A 23,973-nucleotide genomic window follows, 5' to 3' on the forward strand; every position below is an offset into this window, starting at 1 on the left:
GGGTTTGGGTTCAGTGGGGTTTGGGTTCAGTGGGGTTTGGGTTCAGTGGGGGGGGCTAGTGACTGCGGTTATGGCTGGCGGCGGTGGGTCGATGCGAGTTACTGACTGCGCTTATGTCAAAACTGGCCCGAAAAATGGCCTGAAAGTGTCATAAACTCACACAGTTTCACATCTGCGGCCCGTACTTCTTGGAGTTGTCAGTTTTTGTGGCTAAGTAGCAAAATGTGTCCGCCAGCGATACGCCAAGCGGACACAATTTTGCTGCCTGCCCCCTGCGCTCTGCCTCCTGCTCAGGAGCTTCCTAAGCTTACGATTTGTCTACTCCTTGCGCTTCTTGTTCTGGTAGACGATTGCGCCTGCGATGCCAATAAACACGGCGACCACTGCCACAACTGTGCCAATGACCAACGGGCTCATGCCCTCATCTTCCATGTCCGACGAGGATGCGGATGCCTGAGAATCCGTATCCGAAGAGTCGGATTCCTTCGACGCATCGTCTGACGAGTCCCTTGACGATTCCTGTTCCGACTCTCCCTTGGCCAGAATCGGCTTATCGGATGGAGTCGGGCCGTTCTTGTCGGTCGGTCGCCAGTCAGGCCCCTTAGTTGGCTTGTTGTCCAGGAGGAATGCGAGCTGGAACGGCTGATCGATACCACTGACCTCTTCATCAGGGCGATAGTTAGCCATTCGGACAGTCGCGTAGTAATAGCCGGCGTTGGCTATAGACTGTCCGCCAACATTGGTGCTTCGGTTGTTGTATTCGACCGGCCGATCTGTTGACAAGTTCAGGTCCTCGGAGTCCTGATAAAAGTGCATCGTTCCATCCGCCACGGAAACCTCGAATGGATTCAACAGCGCAACTCCCATGGAATCGGCATTGTCGCGCTCCGAATTTCCAGTGCGGGCAGCAATCACTGGTCGTTGACCCCACTCGACAGGAATCTTGTAGAACTTCTGCTCACCGGGCACGATTGTGTCGGAGATGGTATCCCCAGATTTAACTTCCGGTGCCTGAGCTGCGTTATTGCCACCGCTCACAGGTTTAGCTTCCCCGAAAGTGGCCTTGTTGTAGGCTTTGTCGCCGGAGGATAACCGACCTTCATTTAGCTTGTCAGCCTCCTGCTTTTTCAGCACTGGCTCAAACTGGACGCTAACCTCAACCTTCACGGGTTCATCACGATAGTCTGCTACTGATTCACTGTCATAGACCCACACGTTGTTTTCGACGAGCCATTTGGTTTGATCGCAGCTGGATTCGATGCTGTCGCTATCCCATTCAAGAATGCTTGCATCAGCTGAATTTGGAGTCCACGAATCGGCAGTTGCTGTGGCTCCGGTCAACGACCCCATGCGACTATCGTCCTGGCATTCTCCGCCGGTTTCATTGATGATTTCTTCAATTTCAGTTCGGACCTCTTGCTGCCCCTTACCCTCAGCATCGATGTTCGCTAACACCTTTGAGGTAACAATCGCGTTGTGCCCCTTCGGAACTGCGATTCGGTAGTAAAGCGGGGTGCGGTCATCATGGGCAACCTCTGGCACCAGCGTCGTCTGGTACTTGCCCTCACCAAGCCATTTCGCGTCCTCCTTAGTCTCGGAGAACTCGAACGGGGTGCCCGTGGTTTCGTAGCCCTGCACTGACCGCTGAGTCAAGAACTTCATGTGGTCTGCGAGCTGGGTGGCATCGTCCGCAGTCATGCTCTGTCCACCGGATACCTGCGCAACACACTCCAGCTCGGCGCGAGCTTCTTCATCGACCTTGAAGCCCACTGTGTGAATCGTCAGGCCAACACCCTGCCCCGCCAATTCTTTCGCAACCTCACACACCGGTGGCGGTGCGCACGTGTCAATTCCATCGGAAACCAAGATGATTGATCGCTCACCGTCTGAGCCGAGCTCGTCCGCCGCCTTACGCAGTGCATTGCCAATCGGCGTGTAGCCCTGAGCTTCCAACCCGGCAATTCTGCTCTTCAGGCCTTCTTTGTCGACCTTTTGAACCGGCGACAACACCTCGATGTCCTGGCAACCACGCTCGCGGTTGGATTCATCACTGGATTCGCGCTGGCCATAAACCAGCATGCCAAGCAGCGCATCATCCGGGAGGGAGTCAATCAGCTCCGTGGATGCGCGCTTTGCCGCATCGAGGCGGGTGCCTCCGGCGTCGTCGGCAAGCATCGAGCCAGACAGATCCATGATTAGCTCTGCTTTTGCTTTGCCCGTGCCCCCTTCGCCCGTAGGAGCGGGCTGTTCCGCCCCGGACGGCGAAGGCGAATCTTGGGCTGCCGCCTCCGGAGCCGGAATCGCACTAAACCCAATCGTCCATGCAGCCAACAACAGAGTGACAACGATGGTTACCCTTAGGCGCTTTGAACTACTTGACGAAAAACTAACTTTAAAAAAGTCTTGAACTACCACCATCACAGCGCCTCAAACTGTTTTCCCAACTACAAAAATCAATCGTGTTGGTAGTTTTTCACAGTGACCCCGGTCACGCTAGAGGTGTTTTTAACGGCTAAACAAATGCCGTCTGAACAATTCATGAACCATGAGAAAACCGCGCAGCTGTTGGGGAACCAGCAAAGCAAAAACGCAGCCCCTGACCAGCGAATACTGACCAGGGGCTGCGAAAGTACTAATTCTCGTAACCACTATTAAATTATTCTTTGCCGACCTACGACGAAACTAAGCCTCCACGAGCTTGTAAATCCAACCGTGGGTGTCCTCAACCTCGCCGTGCTGGATACCGGTCAGGCGCTCGCGTAGCTTCATAGTCCACTCGCCAGTGTTGCCACTATTAATCTCAAACTCGCCCTCAGCGGACTTCACAAAACCGACCGGGGTGATGACAGCAGCGGTACCGCAGGCGAATGCCTCGCTCATAACACCGGAGGTGGCATCATTCTTCCACTCCTCGGTGGAAATGCGACACTCCTCGACATTCATGCCCAGATCCTTGGCAGCCTGCAGCAGCGATGCCCGAGTAATGCCCGGCAGCAGCGAACCAGACAGCTCTGGAGTCACCAGCCGAACACCAGCGTCAGCAGTCTCATCCGGGTAGATGAACGCCAGATTCATTCCGCCCATCTCCTCGATGTACTTGCGCTCGACAGCGTCCAGCCACACAACCTGGTCGCAGCCCTTTTCCTCTGCCTGCTGCTGGGCCGCCAGCGAAGCTGCGTAGTTTCCCGCAAACTTCGCAGCGCCGGTGCCGCCCGGCGCGGCACGCACGTACTCGTGGGAGATCCACACGGTCACCGGGTTAATACCACCGGAGAAGTACGCGCCGGCAGGTGAAGCGATGAGCAGGAAGGTGTAAGAGTTCGACGGGTGCACACCCAGGGTGCTCTCGGTGGAGAACATGATCGGACGCAAGTACAGGGATTCTTCGCCACCAGCTGGCGGCACCCATGCTGCATCGACCTCAACCAGCAGGCGGATTGCCTCGAGGAAGGTCTCCTCCGGCAGCTGCGGCATTGCAATGCGGTCAGCGGAGCGCTGGAAGCGACGAGCGTTCTGCTCCGGGCGGAAAGTAACAATGGATCCATCCGGCATGCGATACGCCTTCAGGCCCTCAAAAATCGACTGCCCGTAATGCAGGACCGAAGAAGACGGCTGCATTTCAATCGAACCGTATGCCTGCAGCTTGGCGTCATGCCAGCCCTTGTCTGCAGTCCAGTCAATTCGGACCATGTGGTCGGTGAAGTGCTTACCAAAACCAGGGTTGGCCAGAATCTCTTCGCGCTCGGCATCAGAGAGTGGATTCGGGTTACGTTCGATTGCAAATTCCAAAGCAGACATGTCTTTCATCCTAAACCGTCGAGGATCGAGTCGTATCAATACTCGCCCCCGAAAGACCGTGTTAGTCAGGGCAATGTCAGCGTCGCGGGCACTAGGCGCGGGTACATTCCAATAGTCGTGGCGCTGGCTCGTCAGTCCGCTGTCCAGGGGTGAAGGACACGAACCGGCAAATAGGGATACGGTGGTGTACCACATAGTACGACTACAAGGAGATGCAACTACATGTCAGTCCCCGCTAACAATGATTCGGCACAGCTCGGAGCCTCTCGCAACGCCGCTGTTTTGTCCAATTACCTGCCAGCTATCGGCACTCGCGTGGTCATCGCTGCCGACAAGTCTCTGCCCGCAGACACCGATGCGGTTCTCGTCGCGCTTATCGACGGCGAGGATGGCCTCGAGCTGGTCGCCCCCGAGGCCATCGGCTCGGTTGCAGAGCAGCTGCTCGCCTCCTTTGAGGCAGTCTCCGCCAGCGCTAAGGCCGAGTCCGTGACCACCATCCCGGCTCCCGCTGGCCTGGATGTCGACAGTGTCACGGGCGTTGGCGTGGGTTCTGAGGACCTGGATGCAGAGGATATCCGCCGTGCCTGCGGCGCCGCTGCCCGCCGTATGTCCAAGGCCAAGGTGGTCTTTAATACTCTCGGCGCCATCGATCCGCAGGCTGCAGCCGAGGGCTTTGCGCTGGGCGCTTACGCTTACTCCGGCCAGAAGAGCACCGAAGAAAGCAACGAGGCCACCCAGAAGGTGGTCGTGTTGGGCGCCGATGACGACGTCGTAAAGCGCGCTGCAGCGATTGTGGATGCCGTTGCCACCGCGCGCGACTTCGTCAATACAGCATCGTCGCACCTCTACCCCGAGACTTTTGCTGATGCTGCCGCAGCGCTGGGCCGTGACGCTGGGCTCGAGGTCGAGGTGCTTGACGACGACGCTCTGCGCGCCGGCGGTTTCGGAGGCCTCAATGCCGTGGGTGGTGGATCCTCGCGCGGGCCGCGCCTGGTACGTCTGATCTGGAAGGGCGATGAGTCGGCAGAAAATTCGCTGGGCCTGGTCGGTAAGGGCATCACCTTTGATACCGGCGGTATTTCGCTGAAGCCGGGCGCCAGCATGGAGAACATGATCTCCGATATGGGCGGCGCTGCGGCTGTTATTGCCACAGTCGTCCTGGCTGCTCGCCTAGGGGTATCCACCCCGGTGACCGCAACCGTTCCAATGGCGGAAAACATGCCGGGTGGTAAGGCGTACCGTCCGGGCGATGTCATTACGCAGTACGGCGGTAAGACCATTGAGATTCTGAATACCGACGCCGAGGGCCGCCTCGTTCTCGCAGACGCCATCGTCCGCGCCTGCGAAGACAAGCCGACTCACCTGATTGACACCGCCACCCTGACCGGTGCGCAGCTGGTCGCTCTTGGCGAGCGCACCCCAGGTGTTCTGGGTAACGACGAGTTCCGTGACCGTGTTGCAGAGCTGTCTCAGAGCATTGGTGAAAATGGTTGGGCAATGCCAATTCCAGTTGAGCTAGCAGAGGCCCTGAAGTCGCCGGTAGCTGACCTGCGGAATGTCACGAACTCTCGCTTTGGCGGTATGAGCGTTGCAGCTGCATACCTGCGCGAATTCGTTGGCGAGGATGTTGAATGGGTTCACATCGATGTTGCCGGTCCGGCCTTCAACACCACCGGCGAGTATGGTTATACCCCGAAGCGGGGCACTGGTGTTCCGGTTCGGACGATGTTCTCTGTGATTGAGGATTTGGCAACGAAGTAGCCGGTCATCCGACTGCGCCCCGCCCGGCTGGATTCCTGGCTGAAATGAGCTATTCCACGCACCAGCCGAAAGCGGGCGCAGCCCACGGGGCAAGCAGAGTATTCAACCTGTAAGCTAGTTTGTAATAACCGTCTTAAAACGAGATTTCTTAACTTTTCGAGGAGTGCACAAACATGGCGACCTCTATTGAGATGCCGGAGCTCGGTGAATCAGTTACCGAAGGCACCATTACCACCTGGCTGAAGAAGGTCGGCGACACCGTCGAGGTCGACGAGCCGTTGCTCGAGGTTTCCACCGACAAGGTCGACACCGAAATTCCATCTCCGGTCGCAGGTGTTCTCACCGAGATTCTCTTTGAAGAAGACGACACCGTCGATGTAGGCGAGGTCATCGCAAAGGTCGGCGAGCCGGGCGAAGAACCGGAAGGCGCTGACGATTCCGCTGAGGAGACCGAGGAAGAGGCTCCGAAGGAAGAAGCTGAAGAGCCAAAGAAGGAAGCACCGAAGGCCGCTTCCGGTTCCGCTACTGACGTTGAGATGCCGGAGCTCGGCGAATCCGTCACCGAAGGCACCATCACCACCTGGCTGAAGAAGGTCGGCGACACCGTCGAGGTCGACGAGCCGTTGCTCGAGGTTTCCACCGACAAGGTCGACACCGAAATTCCTTCCCCGGTCGCAGGTACCCTCCTCGAGGTCCTCTACGACGAAGACGACACCGTTGACGTCGGCGAGGTCATCGCTCGCGTTGGCAGTGGCCAGCCAAAGAAGGACGCACCAAAGAAGGACGCACCAAAGAAGGAAGAGCCGAAGAAGGAAGCTCCAAAGGCAGAGGCTCCGAAGGCTGAATCCAAGCCTTCCGCTAACAAGGACGTTCCTTACGTCACCCCGCTGGTCCGCAAGCTGGCTGACAAGCACGGTGTTGACCTGACTAAGGTCGAGGGCTCTGGAATCGGCGGCCGCATTCGTAAGCAGGATGTTTTGCGCGCTGCTGAGGGTGGCCAGGAGACTGCTGCTGAGTCTGGCTCCAACTGGTCCACCAAGGGCGTTCGCCCTGAGCTGGCTGAGCTGCGCGGCACCACCCAGCGTGTCAATCGCATCCGCGAGATTACCGCTGCCAAGACACTCGAGTCTTTGCAGACTTCCGCACAGCTGACCCAGGTCCACGAGGCCGACATGACTGCCATCTGGGATCTGCGCGCTACAAAGAAGGCTGAGTTCGAGAAGAAGCACGGCGCGAAGCTGACCTTCCTGCCATTCTTTGCAAAGGCAATCGTTGAGGCTCTGGTCAGCCACCCGAACGTCAACGCTTCCTGGAACGAAGAGACCAAGGAGATTACCTACCACGAGCAGGTCAACCTGGGTATCGCTGTCGATACCGAGCGTGGTTTGCTCTCCCCGGTCATCCACAACGCTCAGGATATGTCCCTGCCGGAACTGGCTGCTGCTATCGCGGACATCGCAGACCGCGCTCGCAACAACAAGCTGACCCCGAACGACCTGTCCGGCGGCACCTTCACCATTACCAACATCGGCTCCGAGGGCGCGCTGACCGACACCCCGATTTTGGTTCCGCCGCAGGCCGCAATGATCGGCACCGGCGCGATTAAGAAGCGCGCAGTAGTCGTAACCGAGAATGAGGCAGATGCCATTGGTATTCGCGCCATGGTCTTCCTGCCAATTACCTACGATCACCGCCTGATCGACGGCGCTGATGCAGGTCGCTTCATGACGACCGTTGTTGATCGCCTCGAGGTTGCTAACTTCGAATCGGACCTGCAGCTCTAAGCCGCCTGCTCCCCTCCTGGGGTAGTAGCGCCGTGGGAATCCAGCTAGCTTGCTAACAGGAGGTTCTGTCTCTTCCCGGCCCGCGTTAGTCGCACTTTGCGGCTGACGCGGGTATTTCTTTTGCCACATTCGTCCCACAGTTGAACCGAATCAGCGATTCCTTCAAATGCGCAGGTACCCTATTCTTGGCTAGTGCTCAGATTTCGCCTAGCCACACATAGCTAACAAAGGCTCCATCGGCACAAAGAATTTACGTGCTGTTATTGTGCCATTAAGCCACTAGCGGACTGCAGGAGGAGCTAACCGAAAGCAAAGCCGCAAGTAGCAAATGTGCATGCTTTTTGTACTGCCGAAATGCAAAAACGCCACACACCCCCGCACACAGTTCCGGCTATCGCTTCCAGCTACGCCAACGAGAGCAGAAGATAACGATAATTAAATTCATTATTTGTTAACCTAGCCGTCACCTAGTTAGCAATTAGCCTTTACCAATCTAAGAAATCATTAGGCAGCAGGCTTCTTTGGCGTGCCTATTTTTTGCTCTCTGTACGTAACTTAGAAAGGTGGAGCATGTCCTCGGCTCCAGCGAATACTAGTTCGTCGACCGGGACCACATCGTCTGAGCAATCGAGCTCCTCAGATAAGTGGTGGCACCTCTTCTTCGGCGGGCTTCTCGCAATCAACATCGTAATTTTTGTCTTCTGGGCTTATGACTTTGTCGGACCGCAGGCAAATACGGCAATTCTTCTGATTACCATCGCGTTCGCCATCTTCATGGCGTTCAACATCGGCGGTAACGACGTTGCTAACTCCTTCGGTACTTCAGTCGGTGCCGGCACCCTGAGCATGAAGCAGGCGCTTGTTGTCGCTTCAGTCTTTGAGGTTTCGGGCGCCGTCCTCGCTGGTGGCGAGGTTACTGACACCGTCCGTTCCGGTATTGTGGACCTGAGCGCAATCCATGGTTTGGACCCGATGGAGTTCGCCTTCATCATGATGTCCGCACTTCTCGGCGCGGCAGTGTGGCTCCTCGTTGCCACCCGCATGGGTTGGCCGGTCTCCACTACCCACTCCATCGTCGGCGGTATCGTCGGTGCCGCACTGACGGTCGGTTTCATCACCGGCAAGGGTGGCTGGAGCATGGTCCAGTGGGATCAGATCGGTCAGATCGCGATTTCCTGGGTCCTGTCCCCACTGCTCGGTGGCCTAGTCGCGTTCCTCCTGTTCGGCGGCATTAAGAAATCGATTCTCGTCTACAATGACAAGGCTTCACAGCAGCTGCAGGCCATCCACCAGGAGAAGGCGAACCTCAAGGCTCAGCACCGCGAGGAATTCGAGAGGCTTCCTGAGCACGATCAGATTTCGTACACCAACGCGATGCTTCGGGACGCGACGACGATGCGTGACAACGACTGGACTCCGGATGACCTGGAGTCTGAGTACTTCCGCAAGCTCGTTGACATCGAGTCCAAGGTTGACGATGTCCGCGCTCACCGCGCGCTGGAAGCTTGGGTTCCAGGTCTGGCTGCACTGGGTTCCGTTGTCATCTCCGCGATGATGCTGTTCAAGGGTCTCAAGAACCTGCACCTGGGCCTGTCCAGCCTGGACAGCTTCCTGATTATGGGCATGATCGCCACCGCCGTGTGGCTTGCCGTTTACATCTTCGCGCGTACTTTGAAGCGCCAGGATTTGGATCGCTCGACCTTCCTGCTGTTCAGCTGGATGCAGGTCTTCACCGCTTCCGCGTTCGCGTTCTCCCACGGCTCGAACGATATTGCTAACGCGCTTGGCCCGTTCGTGGCAATTCTGGATGTTCTCCGTACCAACGAGATCTCTTCCGAGTCCGGTGTTCCGCTGGCAGTCATGGCCACCATGGGTGTCGCTCTGATTGCCGGTCTGTGGTTCATCGGTCGCTACGTCATTCAGACTGTCGGTTCCGGCTTGACCAAGATGCACCCGGCATCGGGCTTCGCTGCAGAGCTTTCCGCTGCGGTCGTCGTCATGGTCGCTTCCCTGCTGGGTCTGCCGGTTTCCTCCACCCACATTCTGATTGGTGCTGTTCTCGGTGTCGGTATCGTTAACCGCGCCGCTAACTGGAACCTGATGAAGCCGATTGGTTTGGCCTGGGTTATTACCCTTCCGGCCGCTGCAGGTATCTCGGCAATCACTGTTTCCATCCTGCGCGTCGTCTTCGGCTAAGCCCACAAAAGCACGCCACTTTCGCCCCGGCGGTCACTTTCTCGTGACCACCGGGGTTTTTGCGTCTAGCGCTATCCCAGTAACAAGAAATCTGAGCCCCCGAGAAAATCGGCGTATCCTATAGGCCACCATGACTGCCCCAAGAAAACCTTTTACTCGCGCAGATAAATCCATTCGGGAATCAAACTCCGACATCGAGATTCAGCACCTGGGTCTTGTCGACTACGAGGAGACCTGGCGCCTGCAGGCAGACCTTGCTGCCAAGCGTGCGAAAGACCTGATTCCAGATCAGGTTCTCGTGCTCGAGCACCCGAGTCTTTACACAGCCGGAAAGCGCACCCAGCCGGAGGACCGTCCTACCAATGGGTTGCCGGTCGTCGATGTCGACCGCGGTGGCCGCATCACCTGGCACGGCCCGGGCCAGCTGGTGATGTATCCCATCATCAAGCTCGCTCAGCCGGTCGATGTGGTGGACTACGTCCGCCGACTGGAAGAAGCCCTCATTCAAACCGTTCGCCGAGCCGGCATCGCGGCTGCTGGCCGTATCGATGGCCGCTCGGGGGTATGGGTTCCCGCATCAAACGGAAAAAGCGATCGAAAAATCGCCGCACTGGGCATCCGCGTCACTCATGGTGTGACCATGCATGGACTCAGCCTGAACTGCGATAATTCCATGGAGTTCTACAACTACATCATCCCGTGTGGCATCTCCGACGCTGGAGTGACCACCCTATCCCGGGAGCTTGACCGAGATGTTAGCGTGTCAGAGATGACAGAGCCGCTTCTGGCGGATTTGCAAGATGCTTTGGAGGGCCGTCTGACCGTTGCCAACCATTCTTTCGGCTCCGCGCCCGACCCCACGAGGGACCTGCCACACCGGGTGAAGCACAACTCCACCACCGGCATATTCGAGTACTCGTCAACAAAAAAGTAGGATGAAACTGTGACTGTTAAGCCAGAAGGACGTAAGTTACTGCGCGTCGAGGCACGAAATGCCCAGACCCCTATTGAGAACAAGCCCCGGTGGATTCGCAACCAAGTCCGTCCGGGCCCCAGCTACAAAGACATGAAAAACCGTGTCTCGGGCGCCTCCCTGCACACAGTTTGTCAGGAGGCTGGCTGCCCAAACATTCACGAGTGCTGGGAAGACCGCGAGGCCACCTTCCTTATCGGCGGCGATAAATGCACCCGCCGCTGCGACTTCTGCCAAATTAACTCGGCCAAGCCCGACCCATTAGATAAGGATGAGCCGCGTCGAGTTGCGGAATCCGTCCGCGAGATGGGTCTTCGTTACGCCACTATCACCGGTGTCGCCCGCGACGATCTGCCCGACGGCGCATCCTGGCTCTACGCCGAAACCTGCCGCCAGATCCACGAACTCAACCCGAATACCGGTGTCGAGCTCCTTGTCGACGACTTCCGTGGCGACGAATCCGCCGCACAGCAGGTTTTCGACGCCAAGCCTGAGGTCTTCGCTCACAATCTGGAGACGGTGCCGCGCATCTTTAAGCGCATCCGTCCAGCATTCCGCTACGAGCGCTCCTTGGAGCTCATTACTCGTGCTCGCGAAGCTGGACTAGTTACCAAGTCCAACCTCATCCTGGGCATGGGCGAATCCTACGACGAAATCATCTCCGCTATGGAAGATTTGCACGGAGCCGGCTGCGACATCCTGACAATTACGCAGTACCTCCGCCCCACCCCGCTGCACCACCCAATTGAACGTTGGGTCAAGCCGGAAGAGTTCGTCAAGCTATCCAAGGCCGCTGAAGAGATGGGCTTTGCCGGCGTCATGTCCGGCCCGCTAGTCCGCTCTTCCTACCGCGCTGGACGGCTCTACGCCCGCGCACTGGCGCACCGCGGTCAGGAACTGCCTGCGCATCTGTCCGCGCTTGCCGACGACAGCGACAACAACCTCGCGCTTCAGGAAGCCTCGACTCTGCTCGACCGCTATGGTGCATCAGAGGATACGCCAGTCACTTCGGCTATTCCGGCTTCCTAGAGGCTGACGGCCGCAGCGCCGTCGTAAAGCGAAACGGCGCTACGGCGCGGTCTATTGCCTAAAACTACATCGCATGCCCTAAAGTTGGTGATTATGGCGACCAATGATGCGAAAGAAATGAAGAAGGCGAACCGCGCCGCCAAGCGCGCTCAGCGTAAGCAGACTCGTAGCCAGATGTGGCAGGCGTTTAAGCTGCAGCGCTCGCGGGACAACAAGCTCGTGCCCTACATGGCGCTGGGCTTCTTCGGTCCGATTATCCTGCTGTTACTGCTTGGTCTGCTGATTGGTGGAGTCTGGCCCTGGGTTCTGACGATCATTGGTATTTCGATCGGCTTTATGGTCGCGATGTACATCTTCTCCAAGCGTCTTGAGGCTTCCTTCTACACAGAGGCAGAAGGCCAGGCCGGTGCCGCAGCGTGGACGCTGGACAATATGCGTCAGGGCGTTGGCTATGTCTGGCACGTCAAGACCGGTGTTGTCGCTAATCAGCACATGGATGCTGTTCACCGTGTTATTGGTAACGCCGGTGTTGTACTGGTCGGTGAAGGTGACCCGAACCGCGTCAAGCAGATGATTGCTCGTGAGAAGAAGTCGCTCGCACGCATTGCGGGCGAAGCTCCGATTTACGACATGATTGCTGGCAGCGACGAGGGCCAGGTCCCGCCAAAGAAGCTGCAGCGCGAACTCATGCGTCTGCCGCGCAACCTAAATAAAGATCAGGCCAATGCTCTGAATGAGCGCATCCAGTCGATGGACCGTATTCGCGATGCGCGCGCGAACATGCCCAAGGGGCCGATGCCGAAGGGCGCTAACCCACAGGCCGGCATGAACCGTCGTGCACGCCGTGCCGCCAATCGCGGCAAGAAGCACTAGAGGTTTTAGCTAGGATGAACCAGGTCGGTTGCTCGGGCAACCCGCCGAGGGGCAATCTAGGTTGAAGCACAAAAAAGGGGCTTTCGGGCCCCTTTTTTGTGCTCTAAAGCTCTGCAACGAAGTCCAAACCATGCCTTCAAACACAGCTACTGATGTCTTGTTGAAGTGTTTGCTCCCACTTATCACGACGTCAGCAAAGGTTATATCCTTGCTGGAAAACAATGCTTAATGAAGATTACTGCTAGTTGTGTCACCATGGGATATGTGCAACTCTTGGCTGAAAATGAACTCTTAGCGCTTCTAGTGATTTTGTTTCTTGGCCTGGCAATTGGCCAGATCAAGATCTTCGGCTTCAAGCTTGGCGTGGCTGCCGTCCTCTTCGTCGGCCTTATCCTCGCAACTATAGAGCCGGAAATTCAAATCTCCCCGTTGATTTACATCGTGGGCCTTGCATTATTCGTCTACACCATCGGGTTGGAGGCGGGCCCCGAGTTCTTCAGCTCGTTACGCTCGCGCGGTATCAAGCACAACCTGTTCGGCATTGGTGTGCTCGCAGTTGTCACTATCGAGTCTTTCTTGCTAATCAAGTTTTTGCCTATCGACCCGGTGGAGGGCGCAGGCGCCTTCACAGGCGCCCTGACCAACACCCCGGCTATGGCAGCAATCGTCGATGCTCTTCCTAGCCTCATTTCGGATAAGGGCGAGCTGGCCGCTGCCCACGATATGCCGGTGATTGGATACTCCCTGGCCTACCCAATCGGTGTGCTGGCAGTGATTGCCTCTATCGGTATTATGTCGAAGGTCTTCCGCGTCGATCACGATCAGGAAGCTATTGACGCAGGTGTCGCCGCGCTTCCGCTGCATACTCGGGACATCAAGGTCCTCAAGGAGGATTTGCCTTCCATCACCGATCTTCCGTCGAAGTTCGGTTTGGACATCACGGTTTCACGCATCGAGTACAAGGGCCACCTCTACATTCCATCTCCGGGTGACACTGTCTCCGTCGGCGATATTGTTTCCGTCGTCGGTACAGAGGAAGAAATTGCTCGTGCCTCCGAGTACATTGGCGAGCTTATGCCAGGTGATCCGACACACGACGGCCGCCTGGACTTCCGCCGCATCTTCGTCTCTGCATCTGACGTGGTTGGCGTACCCATTGCGGAGCTTCAGACTCGCATGGACGGCATGATCATTACGCGTATTCGCCGCGGCGACCACGACATCGTCGCGGAACCAAACATGCGCCTTGAGCTTGGCGACCGCGTCCGTGTGGTTGCAACGCCCGAGAAAATCAAGGACGCAACAAAGTTCTTCGGCGACTCCTACAAGAAGCTTTCCGACGTCAACCTCTTGCCACTCACCCTTGGGCTTACGCTGGGTGTCTTGGTGGGTCTCATCAAGATTCCGCTTCCGGGCGGCAGCTCGCTCGCCCTGGGATCTGCTGGTGGTCCACTGGTTGTGGCGCTGATTCTGGGTGCTGTCGGCCGCACTGGCCCGTTGGTCTGGCCTATCCCCTACTCGGCTAACCTGGCGTTCCGCACGATGGGGCTAGCGCTGTTCCTGGCTGGTATCGGCACCACTGCCGGTAAGGGATTCCAGGCTGCGTTGTCTGACCCGGCATCACTGACAGTTCTGGGCCTTGCCGCCATCATCGCGTTCAGCTCCGCGCTGTTGACCCTCATTGTCGGTCACCGAGTGCTGAAGATTCCGTTCGGCCAGACGGCGGGTATTCTCTCGGGTCTACAGACTCACCCGGCAGTGCTCTCATACGTCAACGACCAGGCCAAGAACGAGTTGCCGGCAATGGGGTACACAACGGTGTATCCAATGGCCATGATCATGAAGATCATTCTCGCCCAAGTTCTGGTCGTGTTGGTGCTATAGCACTCGCTCGTCGCAGCGCTCCCGGTTACTGAAGCGCTAGCCGAAACTGCGGCTAACCCAAAATGACGGCTGTGCCAGTGGCACGGTCGTGCATGCCGCGCATATCCGAGTCGGTGATTGCTGGCGGCAGCAGGAAAAGAGTAAGCAAGCTGCGGAAGAAGGCACGAACAAAGCCAACTCGCTCGCCGGGCTTGTCCACGCGAGCGACGCCCATCTTCATCATCCACTGGCCCGGAGTGCGGGCGAACAGCCAAACCGACACCGTGCCAATAATGAGGAAGACAACTGGCGTATAGGTTGCAAGGAATGACTGCCAAGCGATAAACGAATCCCCGAACTGTTCAATCTGCTCCTCGCTCGAGCCGAAGAACATCGAAAAAGCGCCGGCAATCATCAAGGAAATGATCCAGTCAATGAGAATGCCGCCGACGCGACGCATCAGCGTCGCTTGCGAGCCTGGGCCATCGGGGGCGAGACCCAACGCCTGGCCGGGATAGTCCGAGAGCTTGTCCGGATTATCGAACTCTCCCGGAATCTGAGGGCCATCTAGCCAACTGTGCTTTTCTTCCATGGGGTCATAGTCTAATGCAGCAACCCGGCTATCAAATCACGGGCTGGGACAGCCACACAGCGCGTGCGGGGGTAATTCGGGGGCGATGTTGCGTCGCCTTTTCCATTTTCTTATCAGCATGGGAGCGAAAGGCTCGTCGTAAAGCGTGTGTGACGCGAATGCGCAGGGTATTGCCTTGTTTCCACAAACAGATAACTTGCTCCCTATTTGCGTAATACGTTCCGTATTGGTGAATTTATCACGCGCCATGACAGGAATTCGTGGTTCTAATTCCAGAATGATTGCGCAGTTCGTTAAGCTTGAGAGCGTCAACCGGCCAGTCCTTGACAGCGTGGCAGGCGTACGAAGAGTCGTACAAAAGTCCCCTGCCACGTACGAAACAAGGCCAACTAAGGAGACCGCACATGTCCTTCAATACTCCCGAGGAAGTAGTCGCGTATATCGAGGAAGAGGGCGTCGAATTCGTTGACGTCCGATTCACGGATGTTCCCGGCACCGAGCAGCACTTCACCATCCCGGCATCCGCATTCGACGAGGACGCGATGACCGAGGGTTTGGCGTTCGACGGCTCTTCGGTTCGTGGCTTCACTTCCATCGACGAGTCCGACATGGCGCTGCTGCCTGACCTGAGCACCGCGCGCATTGACCCGTTCCGCAAGGCAAAGACCCTGAACGTTAAGTTCTTTGTCCACGATCCATTTACCCTCGAGCCATTCTCCCGCGACCCACGAAACGTCGCCAAGAAGGCAGAGGAATACCTAATTTCCACCGGTATCGCCGACACCTGCTTCTTCGGCGCTGAGGCAGAGTTCTACATTTTTGACAACGTCAAGTTCGAAACCGACACCAACCGCGGCTTCTACGAAGTTGACTCCGTTGAAGGTTGGTGGAACCGCGGCAAGGACGAGAACCCGGACGGTTCTGCAAACCTTGGATACAAGACCCGCCTGAAGGGCGGCTACTTCCCAGTCGCTCCATATGATCACTACCAGGATCTGCGCGATAAGATGTGCCTCCAGCTGGCCAATGCCGGCTTCGAGCTGGAGCGTGCCCACCACGAGGTCGGCACCGGTGGCCAGCAGGAAATCAACTACAAGTTCAACACGATGCTGCACGCCGCAGACGACCTGCAGTCCTTCAAGTACATCATCAAGAACACCGCCTGGGAAGAGGGCAAGTCGGTCACCTTCATGCCGAAACCACTGTCTGGCGATAACGGCTCGGGCATGCACGCCCACCAGTCGCTATGGAAAGACGGCAAGCCCCTGTTCCACGATGAGGCCGGTTACGCAGGTCTGTCGGACATCGCTCGCTGGTACATCGGCGGCATCCTGCACCATGCCGGTGCGGTACTGGCCTTCACCAACCCGACCCTGAACTCCTACCACCGCCTGGTCAAGGGCTTCGAGGCTCCGATTAACCTGGTCTACTCGCAGCGCAATCGCTCTGCCGCTGTTCGTATTCCAATCACCGGCTCCAACCCGAAGGCAAAGCGCATCGAGTTCCGCGCCCCGGACCCGTCGGGCAACCCGTATCTTGGCTTCGCTGCCATGATGATGGCCGGACTGGACGGCGTGAAGAACCGCATCGAGCCGCACGCTCCGGTCGACAAGGACCTCTACGAGCTCCCGCCAGAGGAAGCCGCCGACATCCCACAGGCTCCAACCTCTCTCGAGGCCGCGCTCGAGGCTCTGCGCAACGACCACGAGTTCCTGCTCGAGGGCGATGTCTTCACCGAGGACCTCATCCAGACCTACATCGACTACAAGTACGAAAACGAGATCGAGCCGGTTCGCCTGCGCCCGACTCCGCAGGAATTCGAAATGTACTACGACTGCTAAAGTTTTCGCTTCACGACGGCCACAGCGAGCAGCACCCAATGCTTCTCATGGCCGCCCAACGGGCTTGTTAGATGCCGCCTGACCACAGTTAATGTGGCCAGGCGGTTTTTCATTGCGGCCATGCTGACTGCGGGTGCCTGGGCCCGCATATGCGCGCGTATGTGAGCACGAATTTGTGCGCGGTTCCGGGCCACTTCCCTGAACAGAGCCATACACCACCACAAAAGGGCCGAACCTCCTGCACGAGTAGAGTCGCGCTCTCTCCTCCCCAGTCTTATCGATGCAATATTCACTTGTCGATGCGCTATAGCGTGGCCATAAGTGAACAGCGCATCGACAAGTGACAGGGTGAGGAGAATACCGCGCGCATAAGAGCCGGAAAGCCGTCGATAAGTGACGAAAAATCGTCGACAAGTGAAGGAAAATCATCGATAAGTGCCAGAAAATTGGCCATAAGTGCGAGAGGGGGCGCTAGGGACAACGCGAGGGACGGATGCGAGTGACGGATGCGGGGGCGCGGGGCTACCAAGGATGGATGGGGCATGCCGCGAAGGTAGGATGCCAGGCAATCACGCCCGTTGGAATTTTTTAAGCACAGCAGCCGCATACGGTGGCCGATGAACATTAAGAAGGTTTAGGCTCCCAGGCTTCCACTCAGAAGGCTGTCGATTGGCTTAAGAACGAGTTCCCTCAGCTTGAAGAGGTCCGTATAACTGAGACATGCTGTTATAGTCGGCACAATTAGTAGAGCTAGCACCACTGCGAACTAAACGGATCAGGGCTACCCTCGATAAGTATGAACAACAAGTCACTGACCCGTTCCACCAATAACAAAATGGTCGCCGGCGTGCTCGGTGGGTTCGCTGAGTATTTCGACTGGGATGCGACTTTGCTGCGCGTTATTTTTGTCGCGTCTTTCCTGATGCCTGGTCCGCAGTTTCTTCTCTACCTGGCAGCATGGATTATCATGCCAAAGGAAACTTACGTATAAGCGCGTTCTACTGAAAAATACTTAAAAGCCATACCTTGGAGAATTTATCTAATGAGCGACGTCGCTCCCGAAAAATCCACCAAGAAAATTTACCGCTCGCGCCATGATCGCCTCCTCGGCGGCGTCCTCGCAGGAATCGCGGAAAGCCAAGGCTGGGATATCACATTCACACGAATGGTCTACATCATCCTTCCCTGCGTTGGATCGATGCTCGGCTGGAAAATTGGCGCTGGATTCCTCGCTCTTTACCTCTTGGCCTGGTTCGTCCTGCCAGATGGCGAGTACACGCTTGACGACGATGCCCGCGGCTCCAACCCCGCAGGGAAAGAAAATAAGCAATAAACGTCAAGCTTAATAAGATTGATACCTTTCCGTTACTCGCAACGCCCTCACCAGCGCTATTCCAATTTCGCAATCACGCAAATTTGGTAACAAATAGTGCATAAAGTGCACAGATTCACGCCTCTTGACTTGCGCAAGCCTCAGAATTACCTAGTGTTCCTGCTGTACGGCTTTGAAGCCACGACCTCTTCCAATGCCTGATATTCAAAAGAATTGTCAATTTCTCTTTGAATTTAATTCGGGCAAATAGTGGAAGATACCAATAATTGAATAGGTAACTTAGTTAGCTCTAAAGAAAGTGATTTTGAAATGCAGAACAAGAAGATGACCCGTATCGCTACCGCAATCGTTGGCTCCGCTACTCTTCTCGGCGGCCTGGCTGCATGTTCTTCCGATGATGCACAGGATGCTGCTAACAACGCCAAGGATCAGGCTGGCCAGGTAGCAACCGACGCCACTGATAAGGCTGGCGACGCTAAGGACAAGGCCGGCGAGGCTGCTGATGGCGCTAAGGACAAGGCCGGCGAGGCTGCTGATGGCGCTAAGGACAAGGCTAACGAGGCTATGAACGGTCTGGGTCTGGGCGACGCTGCTGGCGAGGATGTGGCAGAGGCTGACCTGCCTGAGTCCATCACCGAGGCAGCTTCTTCCTTCACCTCCCCGTACGGCACTGAGGCTGGCGAGTTCAAGTCCGCTAAGAAGGTCGGCGATGCAGTTGCCGCTGAATACGAGAACGTCACCTTCGTTGAGTCCCCGGAGACCAACGGTGCACAGCCGCTGATTGGTAAGATTCGCGAGACCTGGGTTGCCAACGGTGCACTGGAAAACGAGATTGGTCTGCCGACCGCTCCGGAGTCCGAGATTGAAAACGGCTGGGAGCAGCCGTTCACTAAGGACACCATGAAGTGGACCTCTGAGGACGGCCAGAACTACTCCGACTCCTACGAGAACAAGTAGTTCTACACGAACCGAAAGATTTTGAGCGTGCCGGGTGGCACGCTCTTTTTCTTTTCCCTAGCTAGTCAAATTCCCTTGTCCCCTAGTCAAAAACGCCAAAGGCACCGCGCCGATGTGCGCCGACAATGTTGATATCGACAATCCCCACGGCAGCCATTGATGCAAAGACCGTGGTGGGGCCTACGAACTTAAAACCAGCTTTCTTCAATGCCTTGGCAAGCGCCTTGGACTCCTCGGAGGAGCTGGGCACCTCTTCGATTGAACGTGGCTCCGGAGACTTCTCCGGTTTAAACGACCACATCAACTCGGCTAAGCCGCCGTTTTCACGCAGAGCAATAGTCGCCGCGGCGTTATTGATTACCGCAGTAATCTTCCTGTGATTCCGAATGATTCGTTCATCATTCATCAATCTTTCGACATCTTCGTCATCGAAGTCGGCTACCGCATCGGGGTCGAAGTTGGCGAAGGCCTCCTGGAAAGCGGGACGCTTCTTCAGCACTGTCTCCCACGACAGTCCCGCCTGAAATACTTCCAGGCTGAGCCGTTCGAATAGTCCTTGCTCATCGCGCACCGGCATCCCCCACTCGGTGTCGTAGTACTCTCTCAGCAGCTCACTGTGAGCAGCCCATGCCGGTCGAGCCAATCCATCCTCACCGATGATGAGCCCATTGTTTTCCGTGTAGTCCGATCCAATTTTCATCAGTCTTTCCAATCCCCCAATTCCGGTTTGACTTAGCTGAGCACCGCAGCTCTTAATTCTTATGCTTGTGTTGACGCCCAACCAGAGCGCCATACACCAGATCCAGCGTCGGCGTTTCCACTTTCGCCTTCTGCCCCATCCGGCGGATCGCGCCAATCTGGGCATCGAGCTCATTAGCAAGCCCCGCGGTGTAGTCGCGCTGCATCGACGAGGTGTTGTCGTACCCCTGAGCATCAGTAAAGGCCAAGGTCCGCGACACGATGTCCTCTGGCAGCGCGACGCCGCAGGCTCGACCAACTGCCTCGGTTTCTTCAAACATCCGCGTCAAGCTGTCGCGCATTTCCGAACGCAAGTAACCAATCGGACTATCAGCCAGGGCACCTAGTGCACCGAGGTTGGCCACGAACATCGCTTTTGCCCAGATATCGACCCAGATATCCGGGAGCTGTTCGCCACCGAGCCCAGCCGTGAGTAATGCCTCGATAACTTCCCCGACCAGGTCATTAGTGGAGCCATCGAATGTGCCGATGTTCAGGCTCATCGGTCCTGGTCGGAAGGTGACTTCTGCCGGGCCAGTGTGGATAAAGAAACCGCGGATAACACCCGGGAACACCTTGTCCTCACCGAACCGCCCCGCTGCCAAATAAGGGATTTCCACCGAGTTATGGGTGATCACCACTGCTGCACCAGCCGGAACTTGTGGGAAAGGATCGTTGCCCGGCAGCGCCTTGGTTGCCGCAATCACAACATCGACATCGACTCCATCGGCAGTGAGCTCACCCCAGTTGTCGGCTGCCTTGACGGGGATAATGCTGCGTTCCCCGTGCTCGTCGATAAGCGTGAGCCCCACCTCACAAAGACGTGTCAGGGTCTCACCGCGGGCGAGAAAGACGACATCGTAACCAGCTTCAACGAGGCGACCGCCGAACCAGCCTCCGACGGCTCCTACACCTAAAATTCCGATCCTCATAGCTGCCACCTTACGGCTTCCGCACTGCGCGCGAAGTAGGTTGCATGCGGTTGTCCACAGGCAATCCGGGCTATCCCCAAATGTGAAAATTTGGGCTTGAATTACTGCCTTGTCAAAACTATGTAAAGCGGAGTAGGGTCGAAGTCAATAGATATCAACCCAGGGTTGTTACTCTTTCGAGGCAAGACCTGAGGCCCACATTTCGTGGTGCCTCGGGTCTTTTTTGCGTTTAACGGCCCTGTCTACCGTGAAAGAAGGTCACGATGGGATCATCAAAAGATTCCAGCGCGAGGTCAATAGTTGAAAACCTCGGTGGGCCAGGGAACATCACCAGTCTGACGCACTGTGCGACGCGTCTGCGCTTTGAACTCGGTGATGTCTCCAAGATCAACGAGGACAAAATTGACAAGGTGCCGGGCGTGCTCGGCGTCGTTCACCAGGGCGATAACCGCTACCAGGTCATCTGTGGCGGTGGCGTCGAATCGATGTACACGGCAATTAAGCACCTACCGGAAATGAAGGGTGCCGGCGCAGTCGCCACTAAGTCCGACGCAGATGTAAAGGAAGAAGCCCGTTCAAAGGCACGCGGCAAGTACGCGTGGATGGACAACTTCTTCGAGTACCTCTCGGATTCGTTCCGTCCAATCCTGGGCGTGCTGCTCGGCGCATCACTGATTATCGCTATTGCCGCGGTTCTCGACGGCCTCAACATCGTCGACTTCCGCGCTGAGGATAAGTCCGCCACCTGGGTTTTCGTCGATGCCATGTGGCGCAGCGTCTTCTACTTCCTGCCAATCATGGTCGCCTACAACGCAGCGAAGAAGCTGCAGGTAGATCCGTGGCTGGGCGCAGCCATCATGACTGCTCTAATGACGCCGGAGTTTATGAGTCTGCAGGATACCGAGCGCTTCTCGGACACTATCAAGACAGTCAACGAGGAACTCGGTACCGAAAACTTCACCGCCAACATCTTCGGTCTGCCAATGCAGCTCAATGATTACGGCGGACAGGTCTTCGTACCACTAATCATGGTGGCCATCCTGGCAGTGGTTTACCACGGTTTGAAGAAGATCTTCCCGGAGAATGTTCAGATGGTCTTCGTACCGTTTATCTCCATGCTGATTATGATTCCGCTGACCGCCTTCCTCATCGGCCCACTGGGCATCTGGCTTGGTAACGGCATCGGCTCCGGTCTGGCATGGATGAACTCGAACGCACCGTTCGTGTTCGCAATTCTGATCCCGATGCTCTACCCGTTCCTCGTACCGCTTGGCCTGCACTGGCCACTGAATGCGCTGATGCTGGTCAATATCCAGACTCTCGGCTACGACTTCATCCAAGGCCCGATGGGTGCCTGGAACTTCGCCTGCTTCGGAGCAACTGCCGGTGTGCTGGTTCTTTCCATGCGCGACCACGACACTCAGATGCGCCAAACTGCAACGGGTGCACTCGCTGCCGGTCTCTTCGGTGGTATCTCCGAGCCGTCCCTCTACGGTATTCACCTGCGCTTTAAGAGGATCTACCCACGCATGCTGCTCGGTTGTTTCGCCGGCGGTCTGACCATCGCCATCCTCTCCGCCCCGTACGGTGGCGTGACAACCAACGCCTTCGTCTTCACCTCCCTGATCACCACCGTCGTGTTCAAGCCGATGTGGGTCTACCTAATCTCCATCGCTGTGGCGTTCTTCGTTGCCATGTTCGCCATCATTCTCACCGACTACCGCACGCCGGAAGAGAAGGCGGAGGCCGCACACGCCGCAGAGCTTGACGACGAGCCCAGCGACGACACCCCGCGTGCTTCGAGCAACTCCGATTCCGCTCCGGCGGAGGCTTCCAGCGACAACGGTGCCAACGTCGAGGCTGCCGCACCGGCTGCTGTGGCTGCTGGCATCGGTGGCATCGCAACTGCCGTTGATACCAAACCTGTACAGGTTCAGGCCCCGGTTGCCGGTGAGGTTGTCAGCCTTGCCGAGGCCGGCGACGCGGTCTTTGCCTCCGGTGCTCTCGGTGACGGTGTCGGTATCAAGCCGACCAGTTCTACCGTGGTCGCACCCGTATCGGGCACGCTGATGACTGTGGCAAAGACCGGTCACGCCTTCGGCATCAAGACCGATGACGGTGTAGAGGTACTCGTCCACGTCGGTATCGACACTGTCAAGATGGCCGGTGAAGGCTTCGATGTCCAAGTTTCCAAGAAGCAGCACGTCGAGGCCGGCGATGTTCTTGCCGAGGTCGATTTCGACAAGGTCAAGGAAGCTGGTTACCCAACCACGACACTGATGACCATCACCAATACCAAGAAGCTGAACAAGGTCTCCCCGGTCACCGGCATCTCCGTCCAAGCCGGCGACATGGTCATCGAAGTTCAGCCATAATTGATTTCTAGAAGGCATACCGGCCTGAAATCCCTCAACTTATGGAGGAGTTCACGGTTACCGACATGGAAATCCTGAGAGTATTCAATAACAACGTGGTCCTGGCCAAGGACGCTACCGGTGAAAAAATCCTCACCGGCCGCGGCATTGGCTTCAAGGCCCGCCCGGGACAGTCGGTTGATTCGAGCAAAGTTGTTCGCGTCTTTGTCCCCGCGGAAGGCCGCGATCCGGACTATATTGCCACGATGCTCACAGAAATTCCGCTGGCTCACATCACCCTTGTGACCGATGCGGTAACCGCAGCCGGCCTGCCGGAATCAATGACGAAGAACGCTTCCCTCCTTGTGGCGTTGGCCGATCACATTGGTTTCGCCATCATGAGGGCAGCTAACGGGCAGCGCGCCGATTACCCACTGCTCGCAGAAGTCAGCCAACTTTATAGTGAAGAATACGCGCAGGCGCAGGCAATTTTGTCGTATATCAATCGCGCCCTCAATGACCGTCGTATAGCGCCATTACCCCGCTCAGAAGCGGTGGCGATTACGTTACACCTGGTCAATGCCGGTTTTTCCACGGGTGATTTGAGCTTCACCTACACCATGACAGGCATGCTGCAGCAGCTGCTCGCAATCATTGAAAGTGATTTTGGCATCGCACTGGAGCCAGAGACTGTCAATGTGGGGCGCTTCATCACGCACCTGCGCTACCTGTTCGTCCGGATCGCCAAGCATGAGCAGTTGAAAGATCACTCCTCCGCTATTGGCCGGGCTATCCGTGACTCCGCCCCAGAGGCGTTTCGCTGCGCACAGCGCATCTCCGCAGTCATTGAACTGCGTCTGGGGGCGGGGTTGACGGAAGACGAAGTTTCCTACCTCACCCTGCACATTGCACGCATCGTGCAGGCAGCGGCTGTATCTCCCACCGCCTC

General features: G+C 56.9%; 17 protein-coding genes and 1 pseudogene. 13 read left to right on the plus strand and 5 right to left on the minus strand.

Annotation, left to right across the window (positions count from 1 at the left end; all coding sequences use genetic code 11):
* Window positions 1-318: 318 nt before the first annotated feature.
* Together CORAM0001_RS06820 and CORAM0001_RS06825 are read right to left on the minus strand one after the other, a co-directional pair.
* Window positions 319-2,193: a vWA domain-containing protein gene (locus tag CORAM0001_RS06820; RefSeq protein ID WP_050773621.1), complete on the minus strand. Its 1,875-nt coding sequence runs from the start codon at window positions 2,191-2,193 to the stop codon at window positions 319-321.
* A gap of 489 nt (window positions 2,194-2,682) precedes the next feature.
* Window positions 2,683-3,798, minus strand: a complete 1,116-nt coding sequence (locus CORAM0001_RS06825; protein ID WP_005511072.1) for a branched-chain amino acid aminotransferase — start codon at window positions 3,796-3,798, stop codon at window positions 2,683-2,685.
* Window positions 3,799-4,020: 222 nt separating this feature from the next.
* On the opposite strand from CORAM0001_RS06825, the gene CORAM0001_RS06830 reads away from it, so the two are divergent.
* The 7 genes from CORAM0001_RS06830 (at window position 4,021) to CORAM0001_RS06860 (ending at window position 14,298) form a co-directional block, all read left to right on the plus strand.
* A complete protein-coding gene (locus tag CORAM0001_RS06830; protein WP_005511042.1) occupies window positions 4,021-5,559 on the plus strand; it encodes a leucyl aminopeptidase in 1,539 nt (512 codons plus the stop codon).
* 173 nt (window positions 5,560-5,732) lie between these two features.
* Window positions 5,733-7,343 (plus strand): 2-oxoglutarate dehydrogenase, E2 component, dihydrolipoamide succinyltransferase, encoded by a 1,611-nt coding sequence (gene sucB / locus CORAM0001_RS06835; protein ID WP_005511027.1) that lies wholly within the window; start codon window positions 5,733-5,735, stop codon window positions 7,341-7,343.
* Window positions 7,344-7,913: 570 nt separating this feature from the next.
* Window positions 7,914-9,539, plus strand: a complete 1,626-nt coding sequence (locus tag CORAM0001_RS06840) for an inorganic phosphate transporter (protein ID WP_005511010.1) — start codon at window positions 7,914-7,916, stop codon at window positions 9,537-9,539.
* Window positions 9,540-9,669: 130 nt separating this feature from the next.
* Complete coding sequence (gene lipB, locus CORAM0001_RS06845) at window positions 9,670-10,473, plus strand: lipoyl(octanoyl) transferase LipB (protein WP_005510992.1); 804 nt, start codon at window positions 9,670-9,672, stop codon at window positions 10,471-10,473.
* Window positions 10,474-10,482: 9 nt separating this feature from the next.
* The gene (gene lipA, locus CORAM0001_RS06850; protein WP_005511014.1) at window positions 10,483-11,541 is read left to right on the plus strand and encodes a lipoyl synthase; all 1,059 of its coding nucleotides are present in this window, start codon (window positions 10,483-10,485) and stop codon (window positions 11,539-11,541) included.
* A gap of 93 nt (window positions 11,542-11,634) precedes the next feature.
* On the plus strand, window positions 11,635-12,414 hold the full coding sequence (locus tag CORAM0001_RS06855; RefSeq protein WP_005511046.1) for a DUF4191 domain-containing protein: 780 nt from the start codon (window positions 11,635-11,637) through the stop codon (window positions 12,412-12,414).
* Between the two features lie 264 nt (window positions 12,415-12,678).
* Window positions 12,679-14,298 carry an aspartate:alanine exchanger family transporter gene (locus tag CORAM0001_RS06860; protein ID WP_208854646.1) on the plus strand — a complete coding sequence of 540 codons (1,620 nt, stop codon included), beginning with the start codon at window positions 12,679-12,681 and terminating at the stop codon, window positions 14,296-14,298.
* A gap of 52 nt (window positions 14,299-14,350) precedes the next feature.
* On the opposite strand, the gene CORAM0001_RS06865 is transcribed toward CORAM0001_RS06860, so the two are convergent.
* Entirely contained in the window at window positions 14,351-14,869 is a 519-nt protein-coding gene (locus tag CORAM0001_RS06865) for an RDD family protein (RefSeq protein WP_005511045.1), read from the minus strand.
* A gap of 404 nt (window positions 14,870-15,273) precedes the next feature.
* On the opposite strand from CORAM0001_RS06865, the gene glnA reads away from it, so the two are divergent.
* The 4 genes from glnA to CORAM0001_RS06890 all read left to right on the plus strand — a co-directional run bounded on the left by glnA (window position 15,274) and on the right by CORAM0001_RS06890 (window position 19,000).
* Window positions 15,274-16,710: a type I glutamate--ammonia ligase gene (gene glnA, locus CORAM0001_RS06870; protein WP_005511002.1), complete on the plus strand. Its 1,437-nt coding sequence runs from the start codon at window positions 15,274-15,276 to the stop codon at window positions 16,708-16,710.
* Between the two features lie 796 nt (window positions 16,711-17,506).
* Complete coding sequence (locus CORAM0001_RS06880; protein ID WP_005511104.1) at window positions 17,507-17,701, plus strand: PspC domain-containing protein; 195 nt, start codon at window positions 17,507-17,509, stop codon at window positions 17,699-17,701.
* Window positions 17,702-17,752: 51 nt separating this feature from the next.
* Window positions 17,753-18,043 (plus strand): PspC domain-containing protein, encoded by a 291-nt coding sequence (locus CORAM0001_RS06885; protein ID WP_005511008.1) that lies wholly within the window; start codon window positions 17,753-17,755, stop codon window positions 18,041-18,043.
* A 309-nt stretch (window positions 18,044-18,352) separates the two neighbouring features.
* Window positions 18,353-19,000 carry a YtxH domain-containing protein gene (locus CORAM0001_RS06890; RefSeq protein WP_005511089.1) on the plus strand — a complete coding sequence of 216 codons (648 nt, stop codon included), beginning with the start codon at window positions 18,353-18,355 and terminating at the stop codon, window positions 18,998-19,000.
* A gap of 82 nt (window positions 19,001-19,082) precedes the next feature.
* On the opposite strand, the gene CORAM0001_RS06895 is transcribed toward CORAM0001_RS06890, so the two are convergent.
* Together CORAM0001_RS06895 and CORAM0001_RS06900 are read right to left on the minus strand one after the other, a co-directional pair.
* Window positions 19,083-19,700, minus strand: a complete 618-nt coding sequence (locus CORAM0001_RS06895; RefSeq protein ID WP_005511087.1) for a DNA-3-methyladenine glycosylase I — start codon at window positions 19,698-19,700, stop codon at window positions 19,083-19,085.
* A gap of 52 nt (window positions 19,701-19,752) precedes the next feature.
* The gene (locus tag CORAM0001_RS06900) at window positions 19,753-20,670 is read right to left on the minus strand and encodes a 2-dehydropantoate 2-reductase (RefSeq protein WP_005511070.1); all 918 of its coding nucleotides are present in this window, start codon (window positions 20,668-20,670) and stop codon (window positions 19,753-19,755) included.
* Between the two features lie 263 nt (window positions 20,671-20,933).
* On the opposite strand from CORAM0001_RS06900, the gene CORAM0001_RS06905 reads away from it, so the two are divergent.
* Together CORAM0001_RS06905 and CORAM0001_RS11520 are read left to right on the plus strand one after the other, a co-directional pair.
* Window positions 20,934-23,045, plus strand: coding sequence for a glucose PTS transporter subunit IIA (locus CORAM0001_RS06905; protein WP_005511077.1), 2,112 nt, complete (start codon window positions 20,934-20,936; stop codon window positions 23,043-23,045).
* A gap of 65 nt (window positions 23,046-23,110) precedes the next feature.
* Window positions 23,111-23,926 (plus strand): annotated as a pseudogene (locus CORAM0001_RS11520) (PRD domain-containing protein); the annotation flags it as partial.
* Between the last annotated feature and the right edge of the window lie 47 nt (window positions 23,927-23,973).

The sequence above is a fragment of the Corynebacterium amycolatum SK46 genome (genome assembly GCF_000173655.1).
Taxonomy (GTDB): Bacteria; Actinomycetota; Actinomycetes; order Mycobacteriales; family Mycobacteriaceae; genus Corynebacterium; species Corynebacterium amycolatum_A.

Bases quoted from the DNA above. Each gene is read 5' to 3' on its own strand.
- CORAM0001_RS06820 (WP_050773621.1), bottom strand. From the start codon at position 2,193: ATGGATCTGTCTGGCTCGATGCTTGCCGACGACGCCGGAGGCACCCGC.
- CORAM0001_RS06825 (WP_005511072.1), bottom strand. From the start codon at position 3,798: ATGTCTGCTTTGGAATTTGCAATCGAACGTAACCCGAATCCACTCTCT.
- CORAM0001_RS06830 (WP_005511042.1), top strand. From the start codon at position 4,021: ATGTCAGTCCCCGCTAACAATGATTCGGCACAGCTCGGAGCCTCTCGC.
- sucB (WP_005511027.1), top strand. From the start codon at position 5,733: ATGGCGACCTCTATTGAGATGCCGGAGCTCGGTGAATCAGTTACCGAA.
- CORAM0001_RS06840 (WP_005511010.1), top strand. From the start codon at position 7,914: ATGTCCTCGGCTCCAGCGAATACTAGTTCGTCGACCGGGACCACATCG.
- lipB (WP_005510992.1), top strand. From the start codon at position 9,670: ATGACTGCCCCAAGAAAACCTTTTACTCGCGCAGATAAATCCATTCGG.
- CORAM0001_RS06855 (WP_005511046.1), top strand. From the start codon at position 11,635: ATGGCGACCAATGATGCGAAAGAAATGAAGAAGGCGAACCGCGCCGCC.
- CORAM0001_RS06865 (WP_005511045.1), bottom strand. From the start codon at position 14,869: ATGGAAGAAAAGCACAGTTGGCTAGATGGCCCTCAGATTCCGGGAGAG.
- glnA (WP_005511002.1), top strand. From the start codon at position 15,274: ATGTCCTTCAATACTCCCGAGGAAGTAGTCGCGTATATCGAGGAAGAG.
- CORAM0001_RS06880 (WP_005511104.1), top strand. From the start codon at position 17,507: ATGAACAACAAGTCACTGACCCGTTCCACCAATAACAAAATGGTCGCC.
- CORAM0001_RS06885 (WP_005511008.1), top strand. From the start codon at position 17,753: ATGAGCGACGTCGCTCCCGAAAAATCCACCAAGAAAATTTACCGCTCG.
- CORAM0001_RS06890 (WP_005511089.1), top strand. From the start codon at position 18,353: ATGCAGAACAAGAAGATGACCCGTATCGCTACCGCAATCGTTGGCTCC.
- CORAM0001_RS06895 (WP_005511087.1), bottom strand. From the start codon at position 19,700: ATGAAAATTGGATCGGACTACACGGAAAACAATGGGCTCATCATCGGT.
- CORAM0001_RS06900 (WP_005511070.1), bottom strand. From the start codon at position 20,670: ATGAGGATCGGAATTTTAGGTGTAGGAGCCGTCGGAGGCTGGTTCGGC.
- CORAM0001_RS06905 (WP_005511077.1), top strand. From the start codon at position 20,934: ATGGGATCATCAAAAGATTCCAGCGCGAGGTCAATAGTTGAAAACCTC.